Below are 25,706 nucleotides of genomic sequence, written 5' to 3' on the forward strand. Positions count from 1 at the left end.
CACGCCCCGTTGAGGTGCCACAGCCGGAGGAATGCCGCGTGCGGCGGGATGCTCAGGACCGTAGGGAAAAGCTGATCACGGCGGCGGCGGCGCTGTTCCGCCGCGACGGATACCATGTGCCGCTGGAGGCCATCGCCAACCAGGCGGGGGTCGGCCGGGCGACGCTCTACCGCAACTTCGCCGACCGCGCGGCCTTGGCCATCGCCGTCTTCGAACGCCAGCTGGACGCCCTGGCGCGGGAGGTGGAGGAGGTGCGCCATGATGCCGCCGCCTTCTTTTATCCCTTCCTGCACCGGGTGGCGCGCCAGGCGCTGCTGCACGGCCCGCTGATCGCCAGCCTGGAGGCGGAGGTCCACGGCCAGCGGCTGATCGACGGCTTGCGCGCGCGGCTGGACGCCGTGTTCGCCGTTCCGCTGGCGGCGGCGCAGGCGGCGGGCGTGGTGCGCGCCGACCTGTCGGTGGCGGACATGCACCGCGCGGCCAAGATGCTGGTGGGCGCCGCCACGCGCCAGGCGCCAGAGGTGCAGGACCAGGTCATCGCCGACGCGCTGGTGCTGCTGACCGATGGCCTGCGGCCCATTCGTTGACGCTCTCAGGCGCCGGGCGCCGGCATCCGCCGGCTAGGCTTGTCAGCCCTTCAGGAAGGGCCGCACCACAGCCAGGAAGTCGTCCAGCCGGTCGTGGTGGGGCCAGTGCCCGGCCTCCTGGATCATGGCCGTTCGCCCCTGGGTGAACAGGGCGGCGGCACCGTTCTGCACAGGGTCTTGCACCCAGCTTTTGGCGCCGTTGATCAGCAGGGTGGGGCACTGGATGCCGGCCCACAGCTCCTTCAGTTCCTCCAGGCTGATGCGGAAGGGGAAGGCGGTGCGGGTGTAGTTGTCGAACTTCCAGCTGAAGGTGCCGTCTTCATTCTGGTGCAGGCCGTGGACGGTCAGATGGTGGGCCTGCTCCTCCGACAGGAAACCGTTCTCCGCCCGCATGCGGGCCACGGCCTCCTCCAGGTTGGCGTATTTGCGGGGCCCTCGGGTGGACAGCTCGTGCACCTGGCTGACCCATGACCGGAAGCGTTCGGCCATGGGGGCCTGTTTGGCCAGTTCCTGCCAGGGCCACGTGCCCTCGATCACCGCCAGCCGGTCCACCAGGTCGGGATAGAGGCCGGCCAGGAACAGGCTGGCGGCCCCGCCGTAGGAATGGCTGAGGATGGCGACCTTGCGCCCGGCGCGCTGGCGCAGCAACTGCACCAGGTCGGCGACCACGTCGGCCAGGGTGTAGCCGCCGCCCTGCGACCAGGCGGAATCGCCATGGCCGCGCAGGTCGGGTGCCAGGATGTGGAAATCCCCTTGCAGCGCGTGCGCCACCCAGTCCCAGCTGCGGCAATGGTCGCGCCCGCCATGGACCAACAGCAGGGTGGGCTTGTCCTCCCGCCCCCATTCCACATAGTGCAGGCGCAGGCGGTCGGCGAAATAGAAGCGGGAGACGGGTCCGTTCATCGGGGGCGGTTTTCCTTCTTGGCTACGGACGCCCGGTGATTGTCCCGGCGGATGCCCGCTTTGGCAACAGCGCCCTTGTGGCTTTACAAAGTTCGCAGGCGGCCTTTTCAGCCTTCGCACCCTTTTCCTAGCCAAGGCCGGGCGCCTGGCCTCATCATCGCCCCCACGTCGATATCTGAAATCCTCATTGCCACCGGGGCGGTCCACAGACCGCCTTCCGGATGCGGCCGGTCTTTGACTTTATTCATCTTGTCAAAATCTTATGGCCGATTCTGAATTGGTAGGGTGAAGACATGCGCAGTGCCACGAAAGTGTTGGACCAGCCCCGTTTCTGGGATGAGGAAAGCCTGGCCCGCCTGGTGTCGATGAACGCCGACGGCATGACGGATCCACAGATCGCCCGCGCCCTGGGCCGCACCATCGCCTCGGTCCAGCACAAGCGCCACCTGCTGCGCCTGGCCACGCCGGTGGACCATCGCCGTGGACGCCGCATGGCGGAACAGGACAACGCCTGAAAGGGCCGTCCCCGGCGCCGGTTCGTTCCGGTCGATTTCGGGCCGAAATTCTGAAGCCCCGCGCCCGCGCCCGCCCGACAGCGGCAACAATCCATCTATTTTACGCCCCCGATCTTTTCGGTCGTGCCAAGGGTGCGGCGGGAATGGTTTAACTTCGGTCTGATCCGCCCGCGCGGCAGGTCTGAAAATCCGCCGTTACCACCAAACCGAAAAATCGATGACCGTATCGGACCGGCTGATGGGTTAGGTTACCGGCCAAGGAATAGGCCGAGGGGCAGGGCCCCGGGCCCAGGGACACGAAGGCTTGAGATCATGACGTTCACGATAGACCGCACCGCCACCCCGACCGATGACGCCACGCGGGCGCGCCTGCTGGAAAACCCGGGCTTCGGCAAGGTATTCACCGACCACATGGTCACCATCCGCTGGACCGAGGGCCAGGGCTGGCACGATGCCAAGGTGACCAAGCGGGTGCCGTTCTCCATCGACCCGGCCAGCGCGGTGCTGCATTACGCCCAGGAAATCTTCGAGGGCATGAAGGCCTACCGCGCGGCCGACGGCGGCGCCACCCTGTTCCGGCCTGAGGAAAACGCCCGCCGTTTCCGCCAGTCGGCGGAACGCATGGCCATGCCGCAGATCCCCGAGGATCTGTTCATGGAGGCGGTGGAAAGGCTGGTGCGCATCGACGCCGACTGGATCCCCGGCGGTGAGGGCAGCCTGTACCTGCGCCCCTTCATGTTCGCGACCGAGGCTTTCCTGGGTGTGCGGCCGGCGTCGGAATACATCTTCTGCGTCATCGCCAGCCCGGTGGGCGCCTATTTCAAGGGCGGGGCCAAGGCCATCACCGTCTGGGCGTCCGACAGCTATACCCGTGCAGCCCCCGGCGGCACCGGTGCGGCCAAGTGCGGCGGCAACTACGCCGCCAGCCTGATCGCCCAGCTGGAGGCCAGCAAGCAGGGCTGCGACCAGGTAGTGTTCCTGGACGCGGCGGAGCATCGCTGGATCGAGGAACTGGGCGGCATGAACGTCTTCTTCGTCCTGGACGACGGCAGCCTGATGACCCCGCCGCTCAGCGGCACCATCCTGCCCGGCATCACCCGCGACAGCATCATCGCCCTGGCCCGCTCGCTGGGCCGCACCGTGGTGGAAAAGCCCTACGCGCTGGACCAGTGGAAGGCCGACGCGGCCAGTGGCCGGGTGCGTGAGGTGTTCGCCTGCGGCACCGCCGCCGTGCTGGCCCCCATCGGCACCGTGCGCACGGCCGAGGGCGACTTCGTCATCGGCAACGGTGAGGGGGGCTCCACCACCGCCGATCTGCGCGAACGCCTGGTGGGCATGCAGCGCGGCAGCGTGCCGGCCCTGGTGGACAACTGGGTGCGCCGCGTTCCGTGATATCTTGAAGAAAGTGCCCCGGCGCCACGTTGGCGCCGGGGACTCAGATTGCGCCGGTCAGTGCCAGAAACTCGGTAGCTGACAATACCCCGCGCGCTGCCATAACGGGGCGCCGTGAAGTCGCGATGGTTGCCGGTGATGATCGCATCGGCTTGACCGACGTGGGCGGCAACGATGTACATCACGTCTTTGGTGTCGGGCATCTCTTCTATATCGGGTATCGCACCGAATATGGGGATGTGCGTCGCCAGTGCCGCCATGTCATCCGCCAGCGTGCGGATGCGGTTTTGCACGGGCGCCGGAAACTTACGGTAGCCAGCCACCCGGAGATATTCGGATAGGATTTCAGCGGTTAGTAAAATCGTGTGGTTGTTCATTGCCTCGGCAATGACACGCTGGCAGGTGTTGCTGCGCAGGGCTGCGGACACGACGACGTTACAGTCGATGATGACGCGCATGGTTGTCCGGCTGCTGTGCGCGGGCTTCGTCAGTCATCCGTGCCGCATAGTCCATGATCTCCTGATCGGACATGTGCGCGAACTCGTCAGGTAACGGATCCAAATCCAATTTCTTGTTAAGGCGGTCAAGCGTCGCAGGGCGCGCTTCTTCGGCATCGACGTACTCGATGGAGACGCGAACCCGTCGCCCGGGCTGGATACCGGCCTGCAAGGCCGCATCGCCCAATTTGGCGATGTCGGTGATTTCCAAAATGGTTTTCGCGGGCGCCATCAGATGATGTCCATCCAGTGTCCCTTGAATGTAGGCCCATGCGGGTCCTAGGTCAAACCGGCCATTAACCGGCCACCGGCGCGCGAGCCCTGGTCCTGGCGGCGCCCTTAACTTCCGGTGCCGGCTGGCCGGGCAAGCGGCGGGCGATGGCGCGGGCCACGTCCTCCGCGTGGGTCAGCACCTGGGGCAGGCCCATCAGTTCGCCGAAGGTGCCGCGCGCCAGCGGGCCGGCCACCCATAGCGTCTCATCCGCCACACCGCGCACATCGACGGCGCGGCTTTGCTCGTCCACCTCGATGCCCAGGCCCAGGGCGTCGGGGTACAGGCGGCCGGCGGTGACCAGGGGGGCCAGGGCGGGGACGGCGTCGATCAGGTGATCGTGCGCCGGGCCGGTCGCCACCACCACCGCGTCCACCGTGCGTTCCAGAAAGGCGCCGTTCCGGCGGGCGCGCAGGGTCACGTGGATGCCGTCGGGCGCGGGCGTGATGTCGGCCAGGCTGGCGGCCAGCACCTCCAGCCGGCCTTGGGCCTCCAGATCCTGCAGCATCGCCTCCGGCTGCGGGGCGATGCGATAGCGGTGGACGTCCCAGAAGGGACGCAGATGGCGCAGCAGGCGGCGCCGCTCGTTCAGGGACAGTGCCCGCCATACCGTGCGGGCGTCGCGGCGCACGGCGTCCAGCACCGGTTGCCAGGGTTTGCCCTCAGCCTTGGCTTCGGCCACGGCGGTCCGGATGCGGCGCAACAGCTCCAGCGAGGTGGTGGCCGGCTGGCCGGCGAAATCACCGATCAGGTCGCCGGCGTCCAGCGCGTGCCCCCGGGGCGTCAGCCCGCGGCGGGAGAAGACGGTGATGGGCCCCCGGTGCCGCCCGTCGCCCAAGGTCGCGACGATGTCGGCCATGGTCAGGCCGGATCCCATCACCAGCACGCGGCCATCGACCGGAATGTTGTCCAGCGCGCCCGGCGCCCAGGGGTTGACGATCAGGCGCGGGTCGTCGCCCAGGGCCTGGGTCAGGCGGGCGGGCGGGGCCGGGGGGGGATGGCTGGTCGCCACCACCAGGATGTCGGCCACCAGGCGCGCACCGCTTTCCAGCGCCACGGCGAAGCCGTAGGACTGCCCGGGCGGGGCGTCGCGGGGGATGGGGGTGACGGAGATCGCCCGCTGCTGCACATGGCGGATGTGGGCGGGGCCGTCCGCCACCGCCTGTTCCCGCACCAGGCCGTCCAGGTAGCGGCCGAATTCCAAGCGGCTGGGGAAGGCGTGGCCGCCCTTGACCAGGGCCTGCGGATCGGTCGCCAGGATGCCCTGCCGGCGGACCCAGCGGTCGAAATGGCCCATGTCGTCGGAAAAGGCGCTCATGCGCGCCGCCGGCACGTTGATGCGGTGCTGCGGGTCGGGGGTGGAATAGGCGACACCACCGCCCAGCAGGGGGCGCGGCTCCACGATGTCGATGTCCACCGGCGCCTTGGCGGCGCGGGCCAGGTGCAGCGCGGTCATGGCGCCGCTGAACCCGCCGCCCAAAATGACGACGCGCGCGGCGGTACGCGGTTGGGGGGCATCACCAGGGGACGTCCCGAAAGGCATGGGGGCACCCGATTATAAGGCGGCGGCGGTCAGACTGTCGGGTGGCAGAGTGTCAGGCGCCAGCGATCGGTTCAAGGCGGCACGTAGTTGCCGCTTGTGCACTTCGAAATTATGGCTGTCGCGGTCGCGGGGGCGCGACATGGTCACGGCCCGCACATCGTCCACCCGGCCGGGGCGGGGCCGCAGGGTGACCACCCGGTCGGCCAGCACCAGCGCCTCCTCGATGTCATGCGTGACCAGCACCAGGGTGGGGCGATCCTCCGCCCACAGTTCCAGCAGATGGTCCTGCAAATCCGTGCGGGTCAGCGCGTCCAGGGCCGAGAACGGCTCATCCAGCAGCAGAATCTGGGGCTTGGCCACCAGGGCCCGCGCCAGGGCCGCGCGCTGCGCCTGGCCGCCCGACAGTTCGCGCGGCCAGGATTGCGCGTGCGCCGCCAGGCCCACCCGTTCCAGCGCGACCGCCACCCGGGCGGCGCGCTCCCCCGCCGGCAGGGATGTCAGGCCGAAGCCGACATTGTCGGCGACGCTGAGCCAGGGCAGCAGGCGCGGCTCCTGGAACACCAGGCCCACGGCCGGGTGGGGGCCGCCCACCAGGTCGCCGCCCACGCGTACGCTGCCGGCGGTCGGCGCCTCCAGCCCGGCGATCAGGCGCAGCAGCGTGCTTTTGCCGCAACCGGATCCGCCGACGATGGCCAGGATTTCACCCGGTGCCACGCCCAAATCCACCCCGCCCAGGGCCGTCAGGCCGTTGGGGTAGGTCTTGACCAGGCCGCGTATGTCCAGTGCCACGCTCATCACCGGCCGCCCTTGTACGAATCCTGCCAGCGCAGGAAGGGGGCGGTGGCCGCCACGATCAGGCTGTCGGCCGCCTTGCCCAGCAGGGCGAACACCAGGATGGCGGCGATGATCTGGTCGGGCTTGCCCAACTGCTGGCCATCCACCAGCAGGTAACCGATGCCCTCCGACGCGCCCATGTATTCGGCGGCCACCACGAACATCCAGCCCAGGCCCAGGCCGGTGCGCAAGGCCACCACCAGCGCCGGCAGGATGGCGGGCAGCAGGATGCGGCGGGCCAGATCCAGGCCCGACAGGCGGTAGATGCGCCCGACCTCCACGATCTTGCGGTCCACGCCCAGCACGGCGCCCATGACGCCCAGATAGACCGGGAAGAACACGCCGACGGCGATCAACGCCACCTTCGACGTCTCGAAGATTCCCAGCCACAGTAGGAACAGCGGCACCCACGCCAGGGAGGGGATGGCGCGCAAGCCCTGGAGCGTGGGGTCCACCAGGCGGCGGAACAGGGGGGAATAGCTGGCGGCGAGGCCGGACAGGATGCCGGCGATGGCGCCCAGGACGAAACCGGCGCCCACCCGGCCGGTGGTGGCGCCGACATGGGGCCGCAACTCCCCCGTCCGCGCCAGTTTCCACAGGGTCTCGGCCACCCGGCTGGGCGGGGGCAGCAGGCGTCCGGTGGCCAGGCCCGCCCGCACCACGATTTCCCAAACGAAGGCCGCCGCCACCGGCAGAACCAGGCCCAGCACCAGCGGCTGCCAGCGGATGGCCCAGGCGACCGCCGGGCGGGGCCCCGCCGCCGCGATGGCCAGCACACCGGTTTCCGGGCCGGCCGCGTCCTGGATCGCCGTCATGGCGTCAGCCCACGGCGAAGCGGGGGTCGACCAGCTCCGCCGCCACCTTGCGTACGTCCACCGACGGCTCGATCAATCCCACCTGCTGCATGGCGAGGCCGGAGGCGACGACGCTTTCGGCCTGCGCCGGCTTCAGGTGGCCCTGGCTGATGTCGGTGCGCTGCAACTGCCGCGCGACCACGGCGTCCGGCAGCTTGGTCAGGGCGACCAGCGAGGCCGCCAGGGCGTCGGGGTGGGCCAGGGCGTAGGTCCGCGCCTTCTCGTACGCCGCCAGCACCTTCTGCACCAGGGCGGGGTTCTCGGCCGCGAATTCCTCCCGCACGTTCAGGGCGCCCCAGCTGTTGTAGGCCGGGTTGCGGTACAGCAGGCGGGCGTTGTTCTCGATCTCCGCCGCCGCCATCAGCGGGTCCAGCCCGGCCCAGGCGTCCACGTCGCCGCGCAGCAGCGCTTGCTTGCCGTCGGGATGCTGCAACAGCACCAGCTTCACGTCGTCCTGGGTCAGGCCGGCGGTGGCCAGCGCCCGCACCAGGAAGATGTGCGGGTCGGTGCCGCGGGTGACGGCGATGCGCTTGCCCTTCAGGTCGGCGATGGTCTTGGCCGGGCTATCGGCCGGCACCACCAGGGCGGTCCATTCCGACCGGCCGTAGATGTAGATGGAATGGATGAGGTTGCCACCGATGCGGCCCAGCAAGGCGGCGGCGCTGGCGGTGGAACCGAAATCCAGGCTGCCGGCGTTCAGGAATTCCAGCGCCTTGTTGGAGCCCAGCGACTGCACCCAGCGCACGGTGACGCCGTCGGCCTTCAGATCCTCCTCCAGCCAGCCCTTGTCCTTCAACAGCGCGCTGACCGGACTATAGGTCGCATAATCCAGATGCACCTCCGTCGCCTTGGCGGCGAAGACGCGGGGGGCACGCAGCGCGGCGGCGGCGCCCAGCGCCAGGCCGCCGGCCAGCAGGGTGCGGCGGTTGGGGGTGAAGCGGTTGGCGGTCATGGCGGGGTCTACCTCTTCTTCCGGGGGCTTGTTCAGACGGCTTGCAGGATGCGGCGTTCCAGGTCGGCCAGGCTGCCGCCGGCCCGCGCGCTGCGGGGGATGTCGATGGCGATGTCGGCGGCCACCAGCCCGTCGCGCAGCACGATCACGCGATCGGCCAGGGCTGCGGCCTCGGCCACGTCGTGGGTGATCAGCACGGCGGTGAAGCCATGCTGGCGCCAGATGCGGGTCAGCAGGCGGTGCATGTCGGCCCGGGTCAGGGCGTCCAGCGCGCCGAACGGCTCATCCAGCAACAGGATGCCCGGTTCCGTCACCAAGGCGCGGGCCAGGGCCACGCGCTGCTTCTGCCCACCGGACAGGACATAGGGCCAGTCGCCGGCGCGGTCGCCCAAGCCGACCTCGGCCAGCAGGGCCTGGGCGCGTTCCTTCCAGCCGGGACCGCGGGCGATGCCGACATTGCTCAACACCCGCTGCCACGGCAGCAGGCGGGCGTCCTGGAACAGCAGGCGTACATCGGGCTGCAGCCCCCGGCGGGGCGTGCCGTCAATGCGGATGACGCCGCCGGTGGGCGCGTCCAGCCCGGCGATCAGGCGCATCAGCGTGGTCTTGCCGCCGCCGGAGCGGCCGACCACGGCCACGAACTGGCCGGCCGGGATGGTGAGGTCCAGGCCCTTCAGCACGCCGACGTCGCCGAAGGCCTTGGTCACCCCCTCGAACGCCAGATCCAGGCCCTTGGTGCCGATGGGACGGTCTTCGGCAACAAGCTCAGGTGGGGTGACGGCGCGCAGCGGGATCATCACGCGGCCTCCAATCCGGTGCGGAAGGCCGGGTTCCAGTCCAGCGCGCGGCGTTCCAGCCAGCGCGACGCCATGTCCGCCAGCTTGCCCAACAGCGCGTAGACGATGATGCCCAGCAGCACCATGTCGGTTTGCAGGAATTCGCGGGCGTTCATGGTCATGTACCCGATGCCGGAGGAGGCGGAGATGGTCTCCGCCACGATCAGGGTCAGCCACATGATGCCCAGGGCGTAGCGCAGCCCCACCAGGATGGAGGGCAGGGCGCCGGGCAGGATGACGCGCAGGTACAGCGCCACCGGCCCCAGGCCGTAGACCCGCCCCATCTCCACCAGTCCCCGGTCCACCGCGCGGATGCCGTGGAATGTGTTTAGGTACATGGGGAACAGCACGCCGACGGCCACCAGGAAGACCTTGGCCTCCTCCCCGATGCCGAACCACAGGATGACCATGGGGATGATGGCTAGGTGGGGCACGTTGCGCAGCATCTGCAAACTGCTGTCCAGCAAATCCTCCGCCAGGGGCAGGGCGCCGTTGATCAGGCCCAGGGCGAAACCCAACCCGCCGCCGATCACCAGGCCCAGGAAGGCGCGCTCGGCGCTGATGCCGACATGGTGGGGCAGGCTGCCGTCACGCAGGGTCGTCCAGAAGGCGACGGCGATGTCGCTGGGTGCGGGCAGCACGCGGGCCGACAGCCAGCCCACCTTGGCCGCCACCTCCCACCCCGCCAGCAGGGCGATGGGCAGCAGCCAGGGGACCAGGGCGCGCCGAAGGGCCTTGGCCCTGCCGGCGCTCATGATGCGGAGGCCTGGCGCAGGGGGGCCTCCTTGGGTGCCGGCGGCAGGGTGTTGGCGATGCGCTCGCCAAACGGGCCGTGGTTGGTGGCCGGGCCCCGGTCGCGGCCAGTGCCCGCGGCCAGCGGCAGCAGCGGGAACACCAGTTCGGCGAAGCGGTAGGCCTCTTCCAGGTGCGGATAGCCCGACAGGATGAAGCTGTCGATACCGACCGCCATGTATTCCTTCATGCGCTGGGCCACCGTTTCCGGATCGCCCACCAGGGCGGTGCCGGCACCGCCGCGCACCAGGCCGACGCCGGCCCACAAATTGGGGCTGACCTCCAGCTTGTCGCGCCGACCGCCGTGCAGGGCCTGCATGCGGGCCTGGCCGACGCTGTCCATGCGGGCGAAGGTCTTCTGCGCCTGGGCGACGGTGGCGTCGTCCACGTGCTGGATCAGCTCATCCGCCGCGCGCCACGCGGCCTCATTGGTCTCGCGCACGATGACGTGCAGGCGGATGCCGAAGCTGACCTTGCGGCCCTTGGCGGCCGCGGCGGCGCGCACGGTCGCGACCTTTTCCGCCACTTGCGCCGGGGGTTCGCCCCAGGTCAGGTACTTGTCCACCGTCTCCGCCGCCACGTCGATGGCATCGGGGGAGGAGCCGCCGAAGTACAGCGGCGGATAGGGGCGCTGCTGCGACGGGAAGAACAGGCGCCCATCCTCGATCCGGATGTGCTTGCCTTCATAGTCCACCGTCTCGCCCGCCACCAGGCGGGTCCAGACCGACAGGAATTCCCGCGTCACTTCATAGCGTTCGGCGTGCGACAGGAAGATGCCGTCACCGGCATTCTCCACTGGGTCGCCGCCGGTGACGACGTTGATCAGCAGGCGGCCGTTGGACACGCGGTCCAGGGTGGCCGCCATGCGGGCGGACACGGTGGGTGATTGCAGGCCCGGCCGCACGGCGACCAGGAAGCGCAGGCGCTCTGTCAGCGGCGCCAGGGCGGAGGCCACCACCCAGCTGTCCTCGCAACTGCGCCCGGTGGGCAGCAGCACGCCGTAATAGCCCAGGCTGTCGGCGGCCTGCGCGATCTGCTTCAGGTAATCGAAGGTGACGGCGCGGGCGCCTTGCGTCGTGCCCAGGTAACGGCCGTCGCCATGCGTCGGGATGAACCAGAAGACGTTCGCCTCGGTGGCGGGGGTGTTCTCAATGCTCATGATTTGGATTCCGGAATGGCGTCGGACACTTTGATGGGCTTGGGGATCAGGCCCAGCTTGTGGAAGGTGTCGGCGATCTTCTGCTGGTCGGCGACCACGTCGGGGGTCATGGGCTGGATGCCGTAACCCATGCGGGCCAGGGCGGTTTCCAGTACCGGGGCCGGGATGCCGATCTGCGGGCTGAGGCGCTGGGCCACGTCCTTGGGATTGTTGCGTGAGGCCGCGTCGACCTCCGTCAAGGCCGCCAGGATGGTCTTCACCAGCTGCGGCCGGGCCTCATAGAAGCTGCGTTCGGCCAGGTAGAACTGATGATTGGCCACCCGGTTGCTGCCATCGGGGCGCACGCCGTCCACCAGCACGCGGGCCTGGGTGGCGGCGGCCGCGGCGGCGTAGTAGGGATCCCAGATCACCCAGGCATCGACGCTGCCCTGCTCGAACGCCGCGCGGGCGTCGGCCGGGGCCAGGTAGGTCGGCTGGATGTCGGAATAACTCAAGCCGGCCTCTTCCAATGCCTTCACCAGCAGGTAATGGACGTTGGAGCCTTTGTTCAGGGCGACCTTCTTGCCCTTGAGGTCGGCGACGGTCTTCAGGGGGCTGTCCTTGGGCACCAGGATGGCCTCGCCCTTGGGGGCCGGCGGTTCGACACCGACATAGACGAAGGGGGCGCCGGCGGCCTGGGCGAAGATGGGCGGCGCCTCGCCAGCGATGCCGAAATCCAGCGCGCCGACGTTCAGCGCCTCCAGCAATTGCGGGCCGCCGGGGAATTCCCGCCATTCCACAGTGATGCCTTGGGCTTTCAGTTGTTCGTCCAGCTTGCCGCTTTCCTTCAGCAGCACCAGGGTGCCGTACTTCTGATAACCGATGCGTACCGGCTTTTCCGCGGCATGGGCATCAATCCCCAGCCATGGTGCCAGGCAGATGAACAGGGGCAAAGCCAGGGCCAAGGCCAGCCGGCAAAGGGTGGGGAAGGCTTTACCCATCGCTGTCTCCCGTCTGATCCATCGGTGTCGCCCGATAAATCACACATAAAAATATGCTGTTTATGCGCCGACGCATTTGATTTTACGTCATGGGAGGATGCTAAATTGACGGCATGCTATGTGTCAATGCGGACAATTAACTGTTCTTAAATGTGCAATGTGGCCCGCAAGGAAACCGGTGCGTGGCTGAAGGGAACCAAAGGGGAGGAAGTGGCGTTGGCCTTGACCTTCCTTTGCGGCCGTCTTCGATGGCCAGTCCCTGATGGAGTGACGGCCATGACGCAGTCCCCGCTTGCACGCCCCATCCCTTTCACCCCGGCGGTTGAGACGGTCAGCCCCGATGAGGCGGAGACCAACCGCGCGCTGGCGGAGGTGTTCGAGACCATCATCACCAAAACCCATGCGGATCTGGGCCATGCCCAGCGCGGCGTGCATGCCAAGAGCCACGCTCTGCTGCGGGCCGAACTGACGGTGCGGCCCGACCTGCCCACCGAGCTGCGCCAGGGCATCTTCGCGGAGCCGGGGCGCACCTATCCCGCCTTGGTCCGCATTTCCACCACGCCCGGTGACCCCTTGCGCGACAGCGTTTCCCTGCCGCGCGGCATTGCCATCAAGGTGATCGGGGTGGAGGGGGACCGCCTGCCCGGGTCGGAGCGTGACGTGACCCAGGATTTCCTGATGGCGACGGCACCGGTGTTTTCCGCCCCGGATGCCAAGGGCTTCCTGCAGGTTCTGAAGCTGCTGGCCGCCACCACCGACAGGGCGGAGTGGGCGAAGGCGGCCCTGTCGGCCACCTTGCGCCCGTTGGAGAAGGGGCTGGAGGCGCTGGGCACGGAGAGCGCGCTGCTGAAAGGCTTGGGTGGCTATCCCAGGACCCACCCGCTGGGCGAACGTTATTTCACACAAGCGGCCAGTCGCTTCGGCGCCTGCATGGCCAAGCTGGATCTCCAGGCCGCCTCCGACAATTTCCGCGCCCTGGTCGGGCAGGAGATCGACTACGCCGGCCGGGAGAACGCCTTGCGGGAGGAGGTGGCGGATCTGCTGGCCCGGCAGGGCGGGGCCTGGACCCTGGGCGCCCAGCTATGCCGCGACCTGGAGGCCAACCCCATCGAGGATGCCTCCCGCCCGTGGGCGGAAGAGGCCAACCCCTACCTGGCGCTGGCCACCCTGGTGGTGCCGGCCCAGGACAGTTGGACCGCACCCCGATCCCAGGCGATGGATGACGAGATGAGCTTCAACCCCTGGCACGGCATCGAGGCGCACCGGCCGCTGGGCAACATCATGCGCGCCCGGCGCCATGTCTACCCCGTCTCCGCCGGCCTGCGCAGCCACCTCAACGGCTGTCCCATCCATGAGCCACGGTCGGTGCCGGCCCTGGGATGACACACGTTGACAGGGAAGGGCGTCGCGGCCACCATGCCGCCCATGGTCACGACGCTTCCCCTTTGCTGCACGTATTACGCGCCCTCCTCATAGGAGCGGCGTTGTTCGACCATGTTGAAACGATGCCGCCGCCAAGGCGGCATTCGTTTTTATGACGATCGGTTCCTTGGTGGCGATCCACCACGCGAGGACACCGACGATGGATACCCTGGACCCTTCCCGACATACGACCTTCCGCTCCGCCGCCCTGACCGTGCTGGCGGCGCGGGGGTACCTGCACCAGTGCACCAACCTGGAGGGCGTGGACGCGGCCTTCCAGGCGGGGGTGGTGCCGGCCTACATCGGCTTCGATGCCACCGCCGACAGCCTGCATGTCGGCCATCTGCTGCCCATCATGACCCTGCGCCGGTTGCAGCAGGCGGGGCACAAGCCCATCGTGCTGATCGGCGGCGGCACCACCCGCATCGGCGATCCCAGCTTCCGCGCCACCGAACGGCCGTTGCTGACCGATGACCAGATCGCCGCCAACATCCGGGGCATCCGCCGGGCGTTCGAACGCTTCCTGGTGTTCGGCGACGGCCCCACGGATGCGATCATGGTCAATAACGCCGACTGGCTGGACCGCCTAGGCTATATCGACCTGCTGCGCGACGTGGGCCGCCATTTCTCCGTCAACCGCATGCTGTCCTTCGACAGCGTCAAGGCGCGGCTGGATCGCCAGGAGCCGCTGAGCTTCCTGGAGTTCAACTACATGATCTTGCAGGCTTACGATTTCCTGGAACTGCACCGCCGCGCCGGCTGCGTGGTGCAGATGGGTGGGTCGGATCAGTGGGGCAACATCGTCAACGGCATCGACCTGGTGCGCCGGATCGAGGGGCGGGAGGTGTTCGGCCTGACCACGCCGCTGCTGACCACCGCGTCGGGCGCCAAGATGGGCAAGACCGCCGCCGGCGCCGTCTGGCTGAACGCCGACCGGCTGCCGCCCTACGACTACTGGCAGTTCTGGCGCAACACCGACGATGCCGATGTCGGCCGTTTCCTGCGCCTGTTCACCGATCTGCCCTTGGCGGAGATCGCGGCGCTGGAGGCGTTGCCGGGGGCGGAGATCAACCGGGCCAAGCGGGTGCTGGCCGACGCCGCCACCACCCTGGCCCATGGCGCCGACGCGGCCCAGGCCGCGAGCGCCACCGCCGCCGGGGCTTTCGCCGGTGCCGACGCCGAGGGGTTGCCGGTGGTGATGCTGACGATGGCGGAGGTTGAGGGGGGCGCTGCGTTGGTGGACCTGCTGACGCGCGGTGGGCTGGCATCCTCGAAAGGGGAGGCGCGGCGGCTGATCGCCGGTGGTGGTGTGCGGATGGACGGCACGGTTATCGACGCGGCGGATGCCGTCGTGGCGGCCGCCCTGCCGCTGGAGGGCGCCCTGCGCCTGTCGGTGGGGCGCAAGCGGCATGTGCTGGTGCGCCGGCCCGCCTGAGGCAGACCGTCCCCATTGGAGCGGCCGGGCGGCTGCCCGGCCGTTTCCGCATCCGGAAATGTGTTGAAGTTAAGAATGATTATCACTAAGCCTGTCACCGCGAGCATTGATGGGGGGCATCGACCATGGCGGGGCAGTCGAGTGTGGGGCGGTTGGGAAGCACGTTGACGATGACGGCGCGACATATCCGTGTACTGGGGATCGCGATCCTGGCCACGGCTGCCGCATTGGGCATTCTGGCGGGGGCCATGGTGCTGATGGCGGTGGCGCTGGCGGCCACCCTTCTGGCGCAACTGCGCTGGCCGCGCCGGGCCGCCTACTGCGCCACGGCCTGGGATTCACCCTTGCCCCAGGTCATGCCCTCCAGCCTCATGCCGTCCGGGTCCCGGAAATGGACGGCGTAAAGGTCGTCGTCCTCTTCCCCGGCGGGGGCCACGATCTCGGCCCCGATGGACGTCAGGAAGCTTTGCAGCGCATCCACGTCCCGCCGGCAGCGCAATTCGAAGGCGTAGCGGCGTAGGCCGGCATCGCCCAGGCGGTAGGATTGAGGTTTCTCGCTGGGTTTGGCGGCGGAAATCCAGAAACGGGTTACCGGGTTGCACCAGCCGACCATGTTGGCGTAGTCGCCTATGACCTCGAATCCTAAGAAACCGAACAGCTTGCCGTAGAAATCCCGGGATCGCGCCAGATCACCCACCCGCACCACCATGTGGTCCACCGGCCGGGAACCGCCGGGCTGATAGGGGGCGGGTTGTGTGGCGATGGCATGGACGGTCATCGAGGGGCTTTCGGAGGGAGGGGGCGATAGGCAGGAAACTGCCCAAGACCCCATCCGGTTCCCTGGGTTTAGCCTCGCGTCGCCATGCCCTCGGTAAAGACCTTGAAGTCGCCGCCCGGCGGCTTGATCTCAAAGCGGACGCGCAGGTTCTCCTTGCCAACGGCGCTGTAGGTCAGGCGGAAGGTGGGGCCCGTACCGTCGCTGAGGAAGGTCACCTGGTCCGCCGTCACCGAGGCGGCCTGGTAATGGATGACGTGGCCGGCGGTGTCGAAGAAGTCGGCCCGCAGGCCGCCGGCCTCCGGGTAGACCAGCATCAGCATGTCCATGGCCCCGCCGTCTTTCAGGCGGATATGGTCGTGGCGGACCAGCACGGTGCCGCCCAGGTCGCGGCCGATGTCGAATGTGCCGCCCTGGTCGGGGCTGTCGGCCGATACGGCCGGCGCCTGCCAATGGCCGATCAGGAAATCCAGCGGCGCCAGCGGATCGGCGGCCCAGGCCGTGCCGGACATCAGCAGTGGCAGCAGGGCCGCCGCCCAAACCTTACGGCGCTTCATCGTAGGCCTCCCGCAGCCAGGTCTGGATCTCGGCATCGAAATCGGCCGGGGTGGTCAGTTTTACCCGGTGGCTGAACATGGGGTTGAAGCTGCCAGACGCCTCCAGCCGGCCTTCGGGCGCGCGCCCCTTCAGGATCAGGCCCAAATCCAGCCGCGCCCTGGTGCTGGGTTGCAGCAGGGCGAACTGCTTGGCCCGGCGTAGGCTGACATTGGCCTTCTTGGGCGCCACCTCCACATCCGGGCCCAGTGTCAGGACGTAGGCCACCACCTGGTCGTACAGGGGGCGCAGGCTCTCCTTCCCTTCGAACAGGTGCGCGACCGGATCGTCGGCGTCGCGCGGGGCGGCGGCCTCCAGCGCGCGCTTGGCGATATGGTTGGCGTGGCCGTGGCCGACCCCGTGCTCCGTCTTCAGCCAGGCGACCATGGCGCCATGCTTGGCCAGCCCTTGCGCCTGGATGCGTGTCACCCATTCGGCGATGGGCGTGCCGTAGGCCGCCTCTATATTGCGTTCCAGCGTGGCGATGCCCTGTTCCACCGATGCCATTGTTCCCCCACTTCTCCATTTGGCCGGCCGCTTGAGATTTTCCTTTTGCCCTCAGCCGCTTCATGCATCCTACGCGTGTTCTCTTGACAGCGTGGTGTCAACATGGCGCGCCGGGCGGAACGCCTGCTCTCATTGCTGGATCTGTTGCGGGCGCGGCCGGTGGTGACGGCGGCCAGCCTGGCGGAGGCGCTGGAGGTGTCGGCCCGCACCGTCTACCGCGACATCGACGCGCTGCTGGCGGCGGGCGTGCCCATCAAGGGTGAGGCGGGCGTGGGCTTCACCTTGCAAGCGGGATACTTCCTGCCGCCCCTGACCCTGACGGAGGATGAGGCGGAGGCGCTGGCCTTCGCCGCCCGCATCCTGGCGATCTGGAGCGACGGCGCCTTGGCTGCCCAGGCGGAACTGGCGCTGGCCAAGGTCAAGGCGGTGCTGCCGCCCACGGCGCAGTCCAGCATCGACCGCAACATCCTGTGGGCGCCGCAATGGGTGACACGCCATCCGCCCACGGTGGACCTGCTGCAATTGAAGCGCGCGGCGCAACGGCGGCAATGCCTGTCCATCCGCTACCGCACCCTGCGCGGCAGCGTCAGCACGCGGGTGGTGCGGCCGCTGTCCCTGACCTTCTTCGGGCCGGTGTGGCTGCTGGTGGCATGGTGCGAGATGCAGGCGGACTTCCGCTGCTTCCGCCTGGATCGCATCGAAGCGCTGGAGGTGCTGGACCGTACCTTCCGGGACGAACCCGGCAAGCGCCTGGCGGACTTCCGGCGGCTGAAGGGGGAGGCGGCGCTGGCCGCCGCTGGCGCGGCGCCTACCCTTGACGCGGCGGATTGATCAGAGGCTGCAAGCGGCCGGATGGTCCGGTTTCAGGAGCCAAGTGTACTCCGGCACCGTTTTCCCTGCCGTGGAGAACTTGAACAGCAGGGGCTTGTCTTCGCGCTCCACCACCACATCGACTTGCGCGTCCAGATCGACATTCGACCGGCTGTGGCGGATGTTGGGAGTGACGCCAAAGAAGGAAGTGATGGCGTCGCCTTCGCGCAGTCCGCTTCGGGCCGCGGCGGAATCCGGCACCAGGTCGGTCACCTTGTAGGGTGGCACCAGGAAGGTGTCTTCCGACATCCCCAATTCCGGGCGCGGATGGGTGGTCGCGTGCCGGGCAAAGCAATCGCCGAACGCGTCCTCGGGCGGAACGATCAGGTCGCCGTGCAGCATCCGGTCAAAGTCCTCTTCGCCGGGATGCCCAAGTTCCTGGTTCAGCACGGCGCGCCAGGCGGCCTCATCATAGGATAGTCCTGCCCGGCGGCGTTCCAGCATGGCCAGCACCAGATTATCCAGTGACCGCCGCCCTTTTGAATGCGCTTGGATCAGCGCGTTCAGATTGACGAAGTACATGAAACCCCGGTTGTAGGGCACCACCTGGGCGGCGCCCCCAGCCCAGCGTTGTTTGCCCATGTCGGCATAGGGGGTGGTTGCCAGCGGGCTCATGTAATAGGCGTTGGTCATGCCACCGATTTCGCGGGCGGTCTCCACGACGTTCACCAGGCCGGCGCGCAGGGGCAGGCGGATTTTGTAAAACTCGGCCAGCCCTTCGCCAAACCAGGCGTTGGCACTGCTGTCCCCGTCCAGCACGCCGACGAAGTGATGGACCATCTCATGGGTGAACATCAGGCGCCGGGCCGCGTCGTCCATGGCGCCCCTGCCGTATTCCAGCATGAAGCCGCCCCGGGCGGCGCCGCCACCGTCACGGGGTCGCAAATAGGGACGCATCAGCAGGGTGAAGGGTTTGGCGTCCGTATCCTGGAAGAAATCCTGAAGCGTCGTGAACGACTTGCGGGTCCAGTCGATCATGGACTCGGCATCGAAAGGCGGGGTTCCGATCCAGTAGGCTTGGAACTGGGAGCCGGCGCTGGTCTGTCCATGAAGCCGGCCGGCCAGAAAGAACGTCCCGTAGATGTCCATGGGCGGCGCTTCCGCCGAATAGTCGGCGCCGCCCGATGTCGTGGCCACCCTCATCCCGTCCGGTGGTTCCGCCACCTGCCAGGCAAGGTGGATGGCCACCTTCGGGACCTGCAAGGGCAGCAGCAGGAAGGAGAAATAAGCGCCGCCGACGCCGCCTTCCGCCCCGCGCAAATCATAGGAGGGGCCGGGCTTCCGTGGTGTCAGCGCGGGCGCGACCCTGGCGGAATAGGTTATGGTGATGGCGCCATCAGTGGCCCGCAGTGGCGTGAAGCTGCGCATCTGCAGGGGCATTCCCGGCGGCGGCTGATCGACATCCATGCGGGCGGGCAATGGGCCGTTGGCGTCCTGGAACACCACGTCGGCCGCCGCATAGTCCTGTCCCATGGTCAGGGCGATACGCGCTGGAACGGAGACGAGGGCCTGCGCTGGCGACCCCTCGATCCCGGTCAGGGCCTCCGTCACGCGGATGCCGGATAGGTTCCCGTCCGACATGATCGGCGTCAGCTTCACCTCAACATGAGGCAGGGACTGCGCGATGGCCGAGGTGCAAATCCACGATGCGCTGACGGCCAGCGCCGCCAGGAATGTCTGCCGCACTTTGTCTTTTCCCCTAGGAATTTGCGTCAGGGGTGGGGGCTGGCCGGCGCCCCCACCCACCGCCTACCGCTGATCAGGCCGGCTTGCCGCCTGTGACGAAGGCGCGCACGTCGGCGGCCAGTGCCTTGCGGGCGGGGTCGTTGGTGTAGCTGACGTGGCCGCCCTCGAACTGCCGCAGGAAGACGCGGTCGGCCGGGTAGTCGCTGCGCGACACCAGATAGCGGGCGGGCCCCACCGTGGTGGTCAGGTCATAGATGCCGGTGCCGACCAGCAGGCGGAACTTGGGGTTGGCTTGGAAGGCTTTGCTGAGGTCGGCGGGGTAGTCGTAATCCTCGAACGGGCCGCCGCCCATGCTGGCGGTGACGTTGTAGAGCCAGCCGTCCACGTCGGGCGCGGCCTCACGATAATCCGCGCCCGGCCAGGTGACGCCCAGGTCCTGGGCCAGATGGTCGCGCATGGCGCTGCCGACGGCGGCGATGGCGGGCGCGAAGGGGTCGTGGGCGCGCTGGCCGGGGGCAGGGGCCGGGCCGACGTAGCGCGCGTCGTAGATGCCCATGATCTTCCCCTGGTCGCGCAGCAACTCACGCGAGAAGGCCATCTTGCTGATGATCAGGCGGTTGGCCAGGTAATAGTCGGCGCTGATGCCGGTGAAGGCTTGCAGGCGCAGGGCGATGTGCTGGCGCTCCGCCGGGCTCAGCGCCTGGCCCTTGAACAGCGCCTGCAGGTACTCGGTCGTGCCCCAGGCGTAGGCTTCCTCGATGAAGGCCGCCATGGACTTGGCCCTGCGGTCGGCCTTGCCGTGATAGGCGGCGATGGCGGCCAGGGCGGTGATGTTCAGGGCGTAGCTGACGATGTTGTTCCGGCGCTGGCTGGTCTCGATCATGTTGACCGCCTGGCCGAACAGGCAGACGCCGTCCAGCGGCATGACCTTGGACAGGCGGCCGGCCACCAAGGCCGCACGGATGGTGCCGTAGCTTTCACCCAGCACGAATTTGGGCGAGGCCTCGCGGCCGTTGGCCTTCACCCAGGCGGCGATGAAGTCCGCGACCGACTGGGCGTCGCCGAAGGCGCTGTAGAAATAGTCACGCTTTCCGCCCGGCTGGATGCGGCTGAAGCCGGTCTCCGCCGGGTCGATGAACACCAGGTCGGCCGCGTCCAGCACGCTTTCGGCATTGTCCACCACCGGCTGCGGATCGGGCTGGGGCTGGGCCGGGTCCTGGGCAACGGCGATGCGCTTCGGCCCCAAGCCCACCATGTGCAGGGTGGCCGACGCCACGCTGGGCCCACCGTTGAACAGGAACAGCACCGGGCGCGTGGCGGTGTCGGCGCCGTCGCGCACATAGGACGTGGTGATGAAACGCACGCCCGGCGCGCCCTCGGGGCCGGCCACCACCGTCTCACCCACCGTGGCGGTGTAGGCGACGCTTTCCCCGTTGAAGGTGCCGGTGTGCCGCGTGACGAAAGGGCCGCCGGAAAGCGGGGCGACGGCGGGGGCCGCCTCCTGCGCCTGCGCGCTGCCGGCGGCCTTCAAGGTCAGGGCGGCGACGGCGGCGCCAAGCAGGGATTGCCTACGGGTGAGTGACGGCATGGCTCTTCATCTCTTGGCTGAGGTCGGCATCGGCGCCGGCGGAGTTCGGGATACGCCCGTCCCTGTCCGGTACGCTCATGAAACAGCCTAAGAACGGGGCCGCGCATTTAATATGTGAAAATCCGCGTCACGGGCGTTTTGGGGAATAGCTTATGCGCGCCCGCCGTCCGGCCGGCATTGCCGTTTCACGGGATGGCGGGGCGCCCCCTCTGGCTGGCTATCCCTTCGGTGTAGGCCGGATTAACGGTATTTTAGGGAAATATATCCCTGAATCGCCTTGTATGCGGCATGGCTATTGCCGCTTTTGGCGCATCCTGGGTTTTCAGTTTCAAATTGGCCTATCCCAATCGTTGCTTTGATGCGGGCGTCCCGGCCCATTCGGCAGAAAATTTCTGGCGAGGCCCGCTCGGGAATAAAATTGCCTCTCAGGCCGCGATTGCGGTCACAATTTGGAAAGAAAAGTCTGGGGCCGCCGGTATCATAAATTATCTTTTTCGCCCATGCCGGATAACAAAATCCCACAAGGATTGGTGAAGGCATGGTGGGAGCTTCAAGAACAGGGGGTAGTAATATGAAGAGCCGTAGTGGTATCCGCGCCCTTTTGGCGACGACTATTCTTACGACTTTCTCTTTCAGCTCACTGGCGGCCTATGCCGCTGACGCCAGCGACAACAGCGCCGACGATTTGCAGGAAATCGTTGTTACGGCGCAGAAGAAGTCCGAGCGCCTGATGGACGTGCCGGCCTCCATCGCCGTCGTCAGCGCCGACACGCTGCTGCAGACCAACAGCACCCAGATGCGGGACTTCTATTCCCAGGTGCCGGGCCTGAACGTCATCTCCAGCGGCAACGGCCGTTCCACCATCGCCATCCGCGGCATCACCACCGGCGGCGGCAACAACCCGACCGTGGGCTTCACCATCGACGACGTTCCGATCGGCGGCGGCGGCCTGGGTGACTCCGTGGTGCCGGAACTGGATCCCTCCAGCATCCAGCAGATCGAAGTGCTGCGCGGCCCGCAGGGCACGCTGTACGGTGCGGCCTCCATGGGCGGCCTGATCCGCTACGTGACCGCGGCCCCCAACCTGGATGAGACCTTCGGCCAGGTCGCCATCTCCGGCTCCTCCGTTGCCCATGGCGGCGAGGGCGGCGGCGGCCGCGCCTATATCAACGTGCCCATCGTCGAGGGTGTGCTGGGCCTGCGGGTCAGCGCCTTCGGCCGCATGGACCCGGGCTACATGACCAACGCCAACAGCGGCCAGACGCAGATCAACGTCACCCGCACGGAAGGCGGCCGCGCCAGCCTGCTGTGGCAGATCACGCCGGACATCAGCTACCAGGTGTCGGGCACCTACCAGCACTCGCTGGCCCAGGGTTCGGCCAACGAATACGTCGATATCAACCGCAAGACGCTGTACGGCGACTACACCCAGGCGCCCATTTCCGGCCTGAACAGCGGTTATACCGACATGGGCATCTATAACGGCAACCTGAAGGCCGACCTCGGGTTCGCCAACCTGGTGGCCGTCACGTCCTACAGCCACACCGTGTTCAACGGCCCGCAGGACGTCAGCGGCACTTTCGGCCGCTATCTCAGCTACTTCTTCCCGTCCACCGCCATCCCGTCACTGGGTGCGGGCATCTACAACTACTACCAGATGAACAAGCTGAGCCAGGAAGTCCGCCTGGAATCCCAGCCCGGCGGCAAGCTGGACTGGATGGTCGGCGGCTTCGCCACCAATGAAGACAACCTGAATCGGCAGAACATCTACGTCGCCACCAAGGCGGACGGCAAGAATGTCGGCTTCCCCGACCTGTACACCGTCTTCGGCCCGTCGCATTATCGTGAATACGCCGGCTTCGGCTCGCTGACCTACCACTTCGACGACAAGCTGGACTTCACCTTCGGTGGCCGTTGGAGCCGCCAGTTCCAGGAAGATTACAGCAACATCGGCGGTGTGCTGGAAGGCGACAACACCATCACCGACCTGCATTCCAACAGCAGCGTCTTCACCTACTCGCTCGGGCCGCAGTATCACATCACCAAGGACATGATGGTCTATGGCCGCGTGTCGACCGGCTACCGCCCCGGCGGCCCGAACGATGCGCCCGGCGAGGCCGCCTCATATCAGCCCGACACCACCACCAACTACGAAATCGGCTTCAAGGGCGTCCTGGTCGACCACCTGCTAAGCATCGATGCCTCGATTTACGACATCGAGTGGGATGCCATCCAGTTGCAGGCGGCGTCGCCCACCGGCTTCTCCTACATCCAGAACGGCGGCACCGCCCGGTCGCGCGGTGGTGAGGTCAACCTGACCGTCACCCCGTCGGAAGGCCTGACGCTGGTCGCCAACCTGGACTACACCGACGCCACCCTGACCGAAAACGTCCGGACGTCGGGCCTATACGGTAACACCGGCGACCGCCTGCCGTTCTCCGCGCGCTTCACCGGCAGCCTGTCGGCCGACCAGAAGTTCCACATCACGGAAGGCTTCAACGGCTTCGTCGGGGCCACCGTGTCCTACGTCGGCGACCGTTACAGCGTGTTCAACACCACGGCCACCGGGGCCCGCTTCTACATGCCGGCCTACACCACGTTCGATGTGCGGACCGGTTTCACCCACGACGATTGGAGCGTCTCGTTCTACGGCAAGAACCTGACGGACAAGATCGCCTTCGTCGGCGGGACCCCGCTGGACACCATCACCCGTACCGGGACGTACTCGGGCGGCATCATCCAGCCGCGTACCTTCGGCATCAACATCAGCCGCGATTTCTAAGCCGGGGCTGTTCAGTACCTGAGGGGGCGGCTGGCAGGTCGCCCCCATCCTACCCCAGGCCGGTCCGGCGACGGTCCGGCCTGGATTCACCCCGGATCCGGCAAAACGGGTCCGGCGGTCCTATGACAGTGGGGGGCAGGGTGATGCGTCGAACCGGGTTCCGTGGCCTGCTGGCAGCCTTGGCGCTGTCGGCGTCCGCCCTTTCCATGATGTCCGCGGCGCAAGCCGCCGATGCGGCCCCTGAATTGGCCGTGACCCTGAAGCCGGCCGCGGCGGACGCCGCCGGCACCGTTCCTTATGTCGATGTCACCGTCACCATCCCGGCCGTGAAGGCCGTCGCCGGCGCGCCCTTGCTGCGCATGCCGCTGGTGACCAACAACGTCAAGAGCGTGGCCGACACGCTGAGCGACCTGACGGCCAGCGACGCCGCCGGCCCCCTCACGCTGGTGTCCACCGACGATGCCGACAAGCCGGTCATGGCCTACCGCCACTGGACGGCGGACCGCCCGGTGGATGGCACGGTGACCGTGCGGTACCGGGCGCCCATCACCACCTTGGCGAACCCCCGGGGTGCCGCCCCGCCGCTGGAATTGCGCACCGATGGCGGCGCCTTTTCCGGCGCCACCGAAACCTTTCTGATCCTGCCCGAGGCGGCGACGCCCTATCGCCTGGCGCTGCACTGGGACCTGGGGGCAGGGGCCGCCGGCATCTCCAGCCTGGGCGCCGGCGACGTCACGTCCGCCGACCTGCTGAAGCCGGAGGCGTTGGGCGCCACCTATGTCATGGGCGGCAACATCCACCGCTATCCCGAGGTGACACCGCGCCAGGGCTTCTTCTCCGCCTGGCAGGGCGACCCGCCGTTCGACGGCCGGGCCCTGATGCAGTGGACGGAAAGCCTGTACCACCATTACCTGGGCTATTTCAAAACGGCGGGCGCCCCCCCCTATGGCGTGTTCCTGCGGCCCAACCTGGTGAACGCCGGTGGTGGCGTGGAACTGAACGGGTCCTTCATCGGCACCTACGACCAGAAGACCAGGGTCGAGGACTTCAAGTTCACCCTGGCGCACGAGATGGTGCACACCTTCATCCAGTCACTGGATGCGCCGGCCGGGCTGGCGGGGTCGTGGTTCACCGAAGGCATCGCGGTCTATTATCAGAACCGCTTGCCGCTGCGCGCCGGCCAGATCACCAATGACGAATTCCTGCGCGACCTCAACACCACCGTCGCCCGCTATTACACCAACATCCTGAACACCGCGCCTAACAGCGCCATCCCTGAGCGGTTCTGGGCCGACACCCGCATCCGCGTGCTGCCCTATGACCGTGGGGCGATCTACTTCGCCCTGGTGGATGGGGAGGTGCGCAAGGCCAGCCACGGCCGGCGGTCGCTGGACGATCTGATCCTGGCCATGCTGGACCGGCGTCACCAGGGCAAGCCGATGGACCAGGCCGCCTGGGTCGAGACCATCACCAGGGAACTGGGGGAACGCGGTGGCCAGGAATTCCAGGCCATGCTGGACGGCGCCTTGATCGTGCTGGACGACGACGCCTTCGGTTCCTGTTTCACCCGCACGACCGTGCCCCTGCGCCGCTATCAGCTGGGCTTCGACCCCGAAGTGCTGATCCAGCCCAAGCGCATCATTCACGGCCTGATCCCCGGCTCTGCCGCGGCGGAGGCCGGCGTTCGCGATGGCGATGAGATCGTCAAGCCGGTGCCGCAGGATATCCTCCAGGGCGACCAGAAGGCCACCCTGACCCTGCAAATCCGGCGCGACGGCCAGGTCTTCCCCGTCACCTACCTGCCGCGTGGCGAGACGGTGCCGACATACCAGTGGGCCCTGAAACCAGGCAAGGCCGCATGTAAATAGCCTGATAACGCGGATAGCTTATGCGCCACTTAAATAAAATGCCGCATAAGCTATCCGCAATCGG

25 protein-coding genes are annotated in these 25,706 nt (G+C 67.6%); 9 read left to right on the forward strand and 16 right to left on the reverse strand.

Translation table 11 applies throughout. The annotated features are described in order from the left end of the window. Positions 1–38 precede the first annotated feature (38 nt). Positions 39–587: a helix-turn-helix domain containing protein gene (locus PW843_29060; protein ID MDE1150619.1), complete on the forward strand. Its 549-nt coding sequence runs from the start codon at positions 39–41 to the stop codon at positions 585–587. A gap of 42 nt (positions 588–629) precedes the next feature. Here the strand turns inward: PW843_29060 and PW843_29065 are convergent, their stop codons facing one another. Next, positions 630–1,490, reverse strand: a complete 861-nt coding sequence (locus tag PW843_29065) for an alpha/beta hydrolase (protein MDE1150620.1) — start codon at positions 1,488–1,490, stop codon at positions 630–632. A 293-nt stretch (positions 1,491–1,783) separates the two neighbouring features. On the opposite strand from PW843_29065, the gene PW843_29070 reads away from it, so the two are divergent. From PW843_29070 to PW843_29080, 3 genes are all read left to right on the forward strand, one after another. Next, the gene (locus PW843_29070; protein MDE1150621.1) at positions 1,784–2,005 is read left to right on the forward strand and encodes a hypothetical protein; all 222 of its coding nucleotides are present in this window, start codon (positions 1,784–1,786) and stop codon (positions 2,003–2,005) included. Between the two features lie 312 nt (positions 2,006–2,317). Further along, positions 2,318–3,397 carry a branched-chain amino acid aminotransferase gene (locus PW843_29075; protein ID MDE1150622.1) on the forward strand — a complete coding sequence of 360 codons (1,080 nt, stop codon included), beginning with the start codon at positions 2,318–2,320 and terminating at the stop codon, positions 3,395–3,397. Positions 3,398–3,522: 125 nt separating this feature from the next. After that, on the forward strand, positions 3,523–3,738 hold the full coding sequence (locus PW843_29080) for a hypothetical protein (GenBank protein ID MDE1150623.1): 216 nt from the start codon (positions 3,523–3,525) through the stop codon (positions 3,736–3,738). Between the two features lie 94 nt (positions 3,739–3,832). On the opposite strand, the gene PW843_29085 is transcribed toward PW843_29080, so the two are convergent. The 9 genes from PW843_29085 to PW843_29125 form a co-directional block, all read right to left on the reverse strand. After that, positions 3,833–4,126 (reverse strand): hypothetical protein, encoded by a 294-nt coding sequence (locus PW843_29085; protein MDE1150624.1) that lies wholly within the window; start codon positions 4,124–4,126, stop codon positions 3,833–3,835. Positions 4,127–4,190: 64 nt separating this feature from the next. Beyond that, positions 4,191–5,708 (reverse strand): FAD/NAD(P)-binding protein, encoded by a 1,518-nt coding sequence (locus tag PW843_29090; protein MDE1150625.1) that lies wholly within the window; start codon positions 5,706–5,708, stop codon positions 4,191–4,193. Between the two features lie 12 nt (positions 5,709–5,720). After that, on the reverse strand, positions 5,721–6,503 hold the full coding sequence (locus PW843_29095; GenBank protein MDE1150626.1) for an ABC transporter ATP-binding protein: 783 nt from the start codon (positions 6,501–6,503) through the stop codon (positions 5,721–5,723). Next, positions 6,503–7,357: an ABC transporter permease gene (locus PW843_29100; GenBank protein ID MDE1150627.1), complete on the reverse strand. Its 855-nt coding sequence runs from the start codon at positions 7,355–7,357 to the stop codon at positions 6,503–6,505. The genes PW843_29095 and PW843_29100 overlap by 1 nt, the downstream gene beginning before the upstream one ends. A 4-nt stretch (positions 7,358–7,361) precedes the next feature. Then, a complete protein-coding gene (locus tag PW843_29105) occupies positions 7,362–8,348 on the reverse strand; it encodes an aliphatic sulfonate ABC transporter substrate-binding protein (GenBank protein MDE1150628.1) in 987 nt (328 codons plus the stop codon). A gap of 32 nt (positions 8,349–8,380) precedes the next feature. Further along, entirely contained in the window at positions 8,381–9,145 is a 765-nt protein-coding gene (locus PW843_29110) for an ATP-binding cassette domain-containing protein (protein MDE1150629.1), read from the reverse strand. Continuing rightward, a complete protein-coding gene (gene ssuC / locus PW843_29115) occupies positions 9,145–9,939 on the reverse strand; it encodes an aliphatic sulfonate ABC transporter permease SsuC (GenBank protein MDE1150630.1) in 795 nt (264 codons plus the stop codon). Before ssuC ends, PW843_29110 begins: the two co-directional genes overlap by 1 nt. After that, the gene (ssuD, locus tag PW843_29120; protein MDE1150631.1) at positions 9,936–11,135 is read right to left on the reverse strand and encodes an FMNH2-dependent alkanesulfonate monooxygenase; all 1,200 of its coding nucleotides are present in this window, start codon (positions 11,133–11,135) and stop codon (positions 9,936–9,938) included. Before ssuD ends, ssuC begins: the two co-directional genes overlap by 4 nt. Next, the gene (locus PW843_29125; GenBank protein ID MDE1150632.1) at positions 11,132–12,115 is read right to left on the reverse strand and encodes a sulfonate ABC transporter substrate-binding protein; all 984 of its coding nucleotides are present in this window, start codon (positions 12,113–12,115) and stop codon (positions 11,132–11,134) included. The genes ssuD and PW843_29125 overlap by 4 nt, the downstream gene beginning before the upstream one ends. A gap of 276 nt (positions 12,116–12,391) precedes the next feature. Here PW843_29125 and PW843_29130 point away from each other — a divergent pair, with 276 nt between their 5' ends. Both PW843_29130 and tyrS read left to right on the forward strand, forming a co-directional pair. Continuing rightward, positions 12,392–13,498, forward strand: coding sequence for a catalase family protein (locus PW843_29130; GenBank protein ID MDE1150633.1), 1,107 nt, complete (start codon positions 12,392–12,394; stop codon positions 13,496–13,498). Between the two features lie 199 nt (positions 13,499–13,697). Next, the gene (gene tyrS / locus PW843_29135) at positions 13,698–14,972 is read left to right on the forward strand and encodes a tyrosine--tRNA ligase (GenBank protein ID MDE1150634.1); all 1,275 of its coding nucleotides are present in this window, start codon (positions 13,698–13,700) and stop codon (positions 14,970–14,972) included. A 316-nt stretch (positions 14,973–15,288) separates the two neighbouring features. Here tyrS and PW843_29140 read toward each other — a convergent pair whose 3' ends face one another. From PW843_29140 to PW843_29150, 3 genes are all read right to left on the reverse strand, one after another. Next, on the reverse strand, positions 15,289–15,750 hold the full coding sequence (locus PW843_29140; protein ID MDE1150635.1) for a VOC family protein: 462 nt from the start codon (positions 15,748–15,750) through the stop codon (positions 15,289–15,291). A gap of 68 nt (positions 15,751–15,818) precedes the next feature. After that, positions 15,819–16,304: a hypothetical protein gene (locus PW843_29145; protein MDE1150636.1), complete on the reverse strand. Its 486-nt coding sequence runs from the start codon at positions 16,302–16,304 to the stop codon at positions 15,819–15,821. Continuing rightward, on the reverse strand, positions 16,291–16,848 hold the full coding sequence (locus tag PW843_29150) for a DUF4287 domain-containing protein (GenBank protein ID MDE1150637.1): 558 nt from the start codon (positions 16,846–16,848) through the stop codon (positions 16,291–16,293). The genes PW843_29145 and PW843_29150 overlap by 14 nt, the downstream gene beginning before the upstream one ends. A gap of 102 nt (positions 16,849–16,950) precedes the next feature. Here PW843_29150 and PW843_29155 point away from each other — a divergent pair, with 102 nt between their 5' ends. Then, on the forward strand, positions 16,951–17,679 hold the full coding sequence (locus tag PW843_29155; GenBank protein ID MDE1150638.1) for a YafY family protein: 729 nt from the start codon (positions 16,951–16,953) through the stop codon (positions 17,677–17,679). On the opposite strand, the gene PW843_29160 is transcribed toward PW843_29155, so the two are convergent. From PW843_29160 to PW843_29170, 3 genes are all read right to left on the reverse strand, one after another. Continuing rightward, on the reverse strand, positions 17,680–19,404 hold the full coding sequence (locus PW843_29160; GenBank protein MDE1150639.1) for a hypothetical protein: 1,725 nt from the start codon (positions 19,402–19,404) through the stop codon (positions 17,680–17,682). A gap of 73 nt (positions 19,405–19,477) precedes the next feature. After that, positions 19,478–20,992, reverse strand: coding sequence for a peptidase S10 (locus PW843_29165; protein MDE1150640.1), 1,515 nt, complete (start codon positions 20,990–20,992; stop codon positions 19,478–19,480). A gap of 240 nt (positions 20,993–21,232) precedes the next feature. After that, positions 21,233–21,532: a hypothetical protein gene (locus tag PW843_29170; protein ID MDE1150641.1), complete on the reverse strand. Its 300-nt coding sequence runs from the start codon at positions 21,530–21,532 to the stop codon at positions 21,233–21,235. Positions 21,533–21,563: 31 nt separating this feature from the next. On the opposite strand from PW843_29170, the gene PW843_29175 reads away from it, so the two are divergent. Both PW843_29175 and PW843_29180 read left to right on the forward strand, forming a co-directional pair. After that, positions 21,564–23,774 (forward strand): TonB-dependent receptor, encoded by a 2,211-nt coding sequence (locus tag PW843_29175; GenBank protein MDE1150642.1) that lies wholly within the window; start codon positions 21,564–21,566, stop codon positions 23,772–23,774. A gap of 143 nt (positions 23,775–23,917) precedes the next feature. After that, positions 23,918–25,642 carry a hypothetical protein gene (locus PW843_29180; GenBank protein ID MDE1150643.1) on the forward strand — a complete coding sequence of 575 codons (1,725 nt, stop codon included), beginning with the start codon at positions 23,918–23,920 and terminating at the stop codon, positions 25,640–25,642. Positions 25,643–25,706 lie beyond the last annotated feature (64 nt).

The organism is Azospirillaceae bacterium (genome assembly GCA_028283825.1).
Lineage (GTDB): Bacteria > Pseudomonadota > Alphaproteobacteria > Azospirillales > Azospirillaceae > Nitrospirillum.

What these genes read in the sequence shown, in the direction of transcription:
- PW843_29065 (MDE1150620.1), bottom strand. Translation starts at nt 1,490, where the DNA reads ATGAACGGACCCGTCTCCCGCTTCTATTTCGCCGACCGCCTGCGCCTG.
- PW843_29070 (MDE1150621.1), top strand. Translation starts at nt 1,784, where the DNA reads ATGCGCAGTGCCACGAAAGTGTTGGACCAGCCCCGTTTCTGGGATGAG.
- PW843_29075 (MDE1150622.1), top strand. Translation starts at nt 2,318, where the DNA reads ATGACGTTCACGATAGACCGCACCGCCACCCCGACCGATGACGCCACG.
- PW843_29080 (MDE1150623.1), top strand. Translation starts at nt 3,523, where the DNA reads ATGGTTGCCGGTGATGATCGCATCGGCTTGACCGACGTGGGCGGCAAC.
- PW843_29085 (MDE1150624.1), bottom strand. Translation starts at nt 4,126, where the DNA reads ATGGCGCCCGCGAAAACCATTTTGGAAATCACCGACATCGCCAAATTG.
- PW843_29090 (MDE1150625.1), bottom strand. Translation starts at nt 5,708, where the DNA reads ATGCCTTTCGGGACGTCCCCTGGTGATGCCCCCCAACCGCGTACCGCC.
- PW843_29095 (MDE1150626.1), bottom strand. Translation starts at nt 6,503, where the DNA reads ATGAGCGTGGCACTGGACATACGCGGCCTGGTCAAGACCTACCCCAAC.
- PW843_29100 (MDE1150627.1), bottom strand. Translation starts at nt 7,357, where the DNA reads ATGACGGCGATCCAGGACGCGGCCGGCCCGGAAACCGGTGTGCTGGCC.
- PW843_29105 (MDE1150628.1), bottom strand. Translation starts at nt 8,348, where the DNA reads ATGACCGCCAACCGCTTCACCCCCAACCGCCGCACCCTGCTGGCCGGC.
- PW843_29110 (MDE1150629.1), bottom strand. Translation starts at nt 9,145, where the DNA reads ATGATCCCGCTGCGCGCCGTCACCCCACCTGAGCTTGTTGCCGAAGAC.
- ssuC (MDE1150630.1), bottom strand. Translation starts at nt 9,939, where the DNA reads ATGAGCGCCGGCAGGGCCAAGGCCCTTCGGCGCGCCCTGGTCCCCTGG.
- ssuD (MDE1150631.1), bottom strand. Translation starts at nt 11,135, where the DNA reads ATGAGCATTGAGAACACCCCCGCCACCGAGGCGAACGTCTTCTGGTTC.
- PW843_29125 (MDE1150632.1), bottom strand. Translation starts at nt 12,115, where the DNA reads ATGGGTAAAGCCTTCCCCACCCTTTGCCGGCTGGCCTTGGCCCTGGCT.
- PW843_29130 (MDE1150633.1), top strand. Translation starts at nt 12,392, where the DNA reads ATGACGCAGTCCCCGCTTGCACGCCCCATCCCTTTCACCCCGGCGGTT.
- tyrS (MDE1150634.1), top strand. Translation starts at nt 13,698, where the DNA reads ATGGATACCCTGGACCCTTCCCGACATACGACCTTCCGCTCCGCCGCC.
- PW843_29140 (MDE1150635.1), bottom strand. Translation starts at nt 15,750, where the DNA reads ATGACCGTCCATGCCATCGCCACACAACCCGCCCCCTATCAGCCCGGC.
- PW843_29145 (MDE1150636.1), bottom strand. Translation starts at nt 16,304, where the DNA reads ATGAAGCGCCGTAAGGTTTGGGCGGCGGCCCTGCTGCCACTGCTGATG.
- PW843_29150 (MDE1150637.1), bottom strand. Translation starts at nt 16,848, where the DNA reads ATGGCATCGGTGGAACAGGGCATCGCCACGCTGGAACGCAATATAGAG.
- PW843_29155 (MDE1150638.1), top strand. Translation starts at nt 16,951, where the DNA reads ATGGCGCGCCGGGCGGAACGCCTGCTCTCATTGCTGGATCTGTTGCGG.
- PW843_29165 (MDE1150640.1), bottom strand. Translation starts at nt 20,992, where the DNA reads ATGCCGTCACTCACCCGTAGGCAATCCCTGCTTGGCGCCGCCGTCGCC.
- PW843_29170 (MDE1150641.1), bottom strand. Translation starts at nt 21,532, where the DNA reads ATGCCTTCACCAATCCTTGTGGGATTTTGTTATCCGGCATGGGCGAAA.
- PW843_29175 (MDE1150642.1), top strand. Translation starts at nt 21,564, where the DNA reads ATGAAGAGCCGTAGTGGTATCCGCGCCCTTTTGGCGACGACTATTCTT.
- PW843_29180 (MDE1150643.1), top strand. Translation starts at nt 23,918, where the DNA reads ATGCGTCGAACCGGGTTCCGTGGCCTGCTGGCAGCCTTGGCGCTGTCG.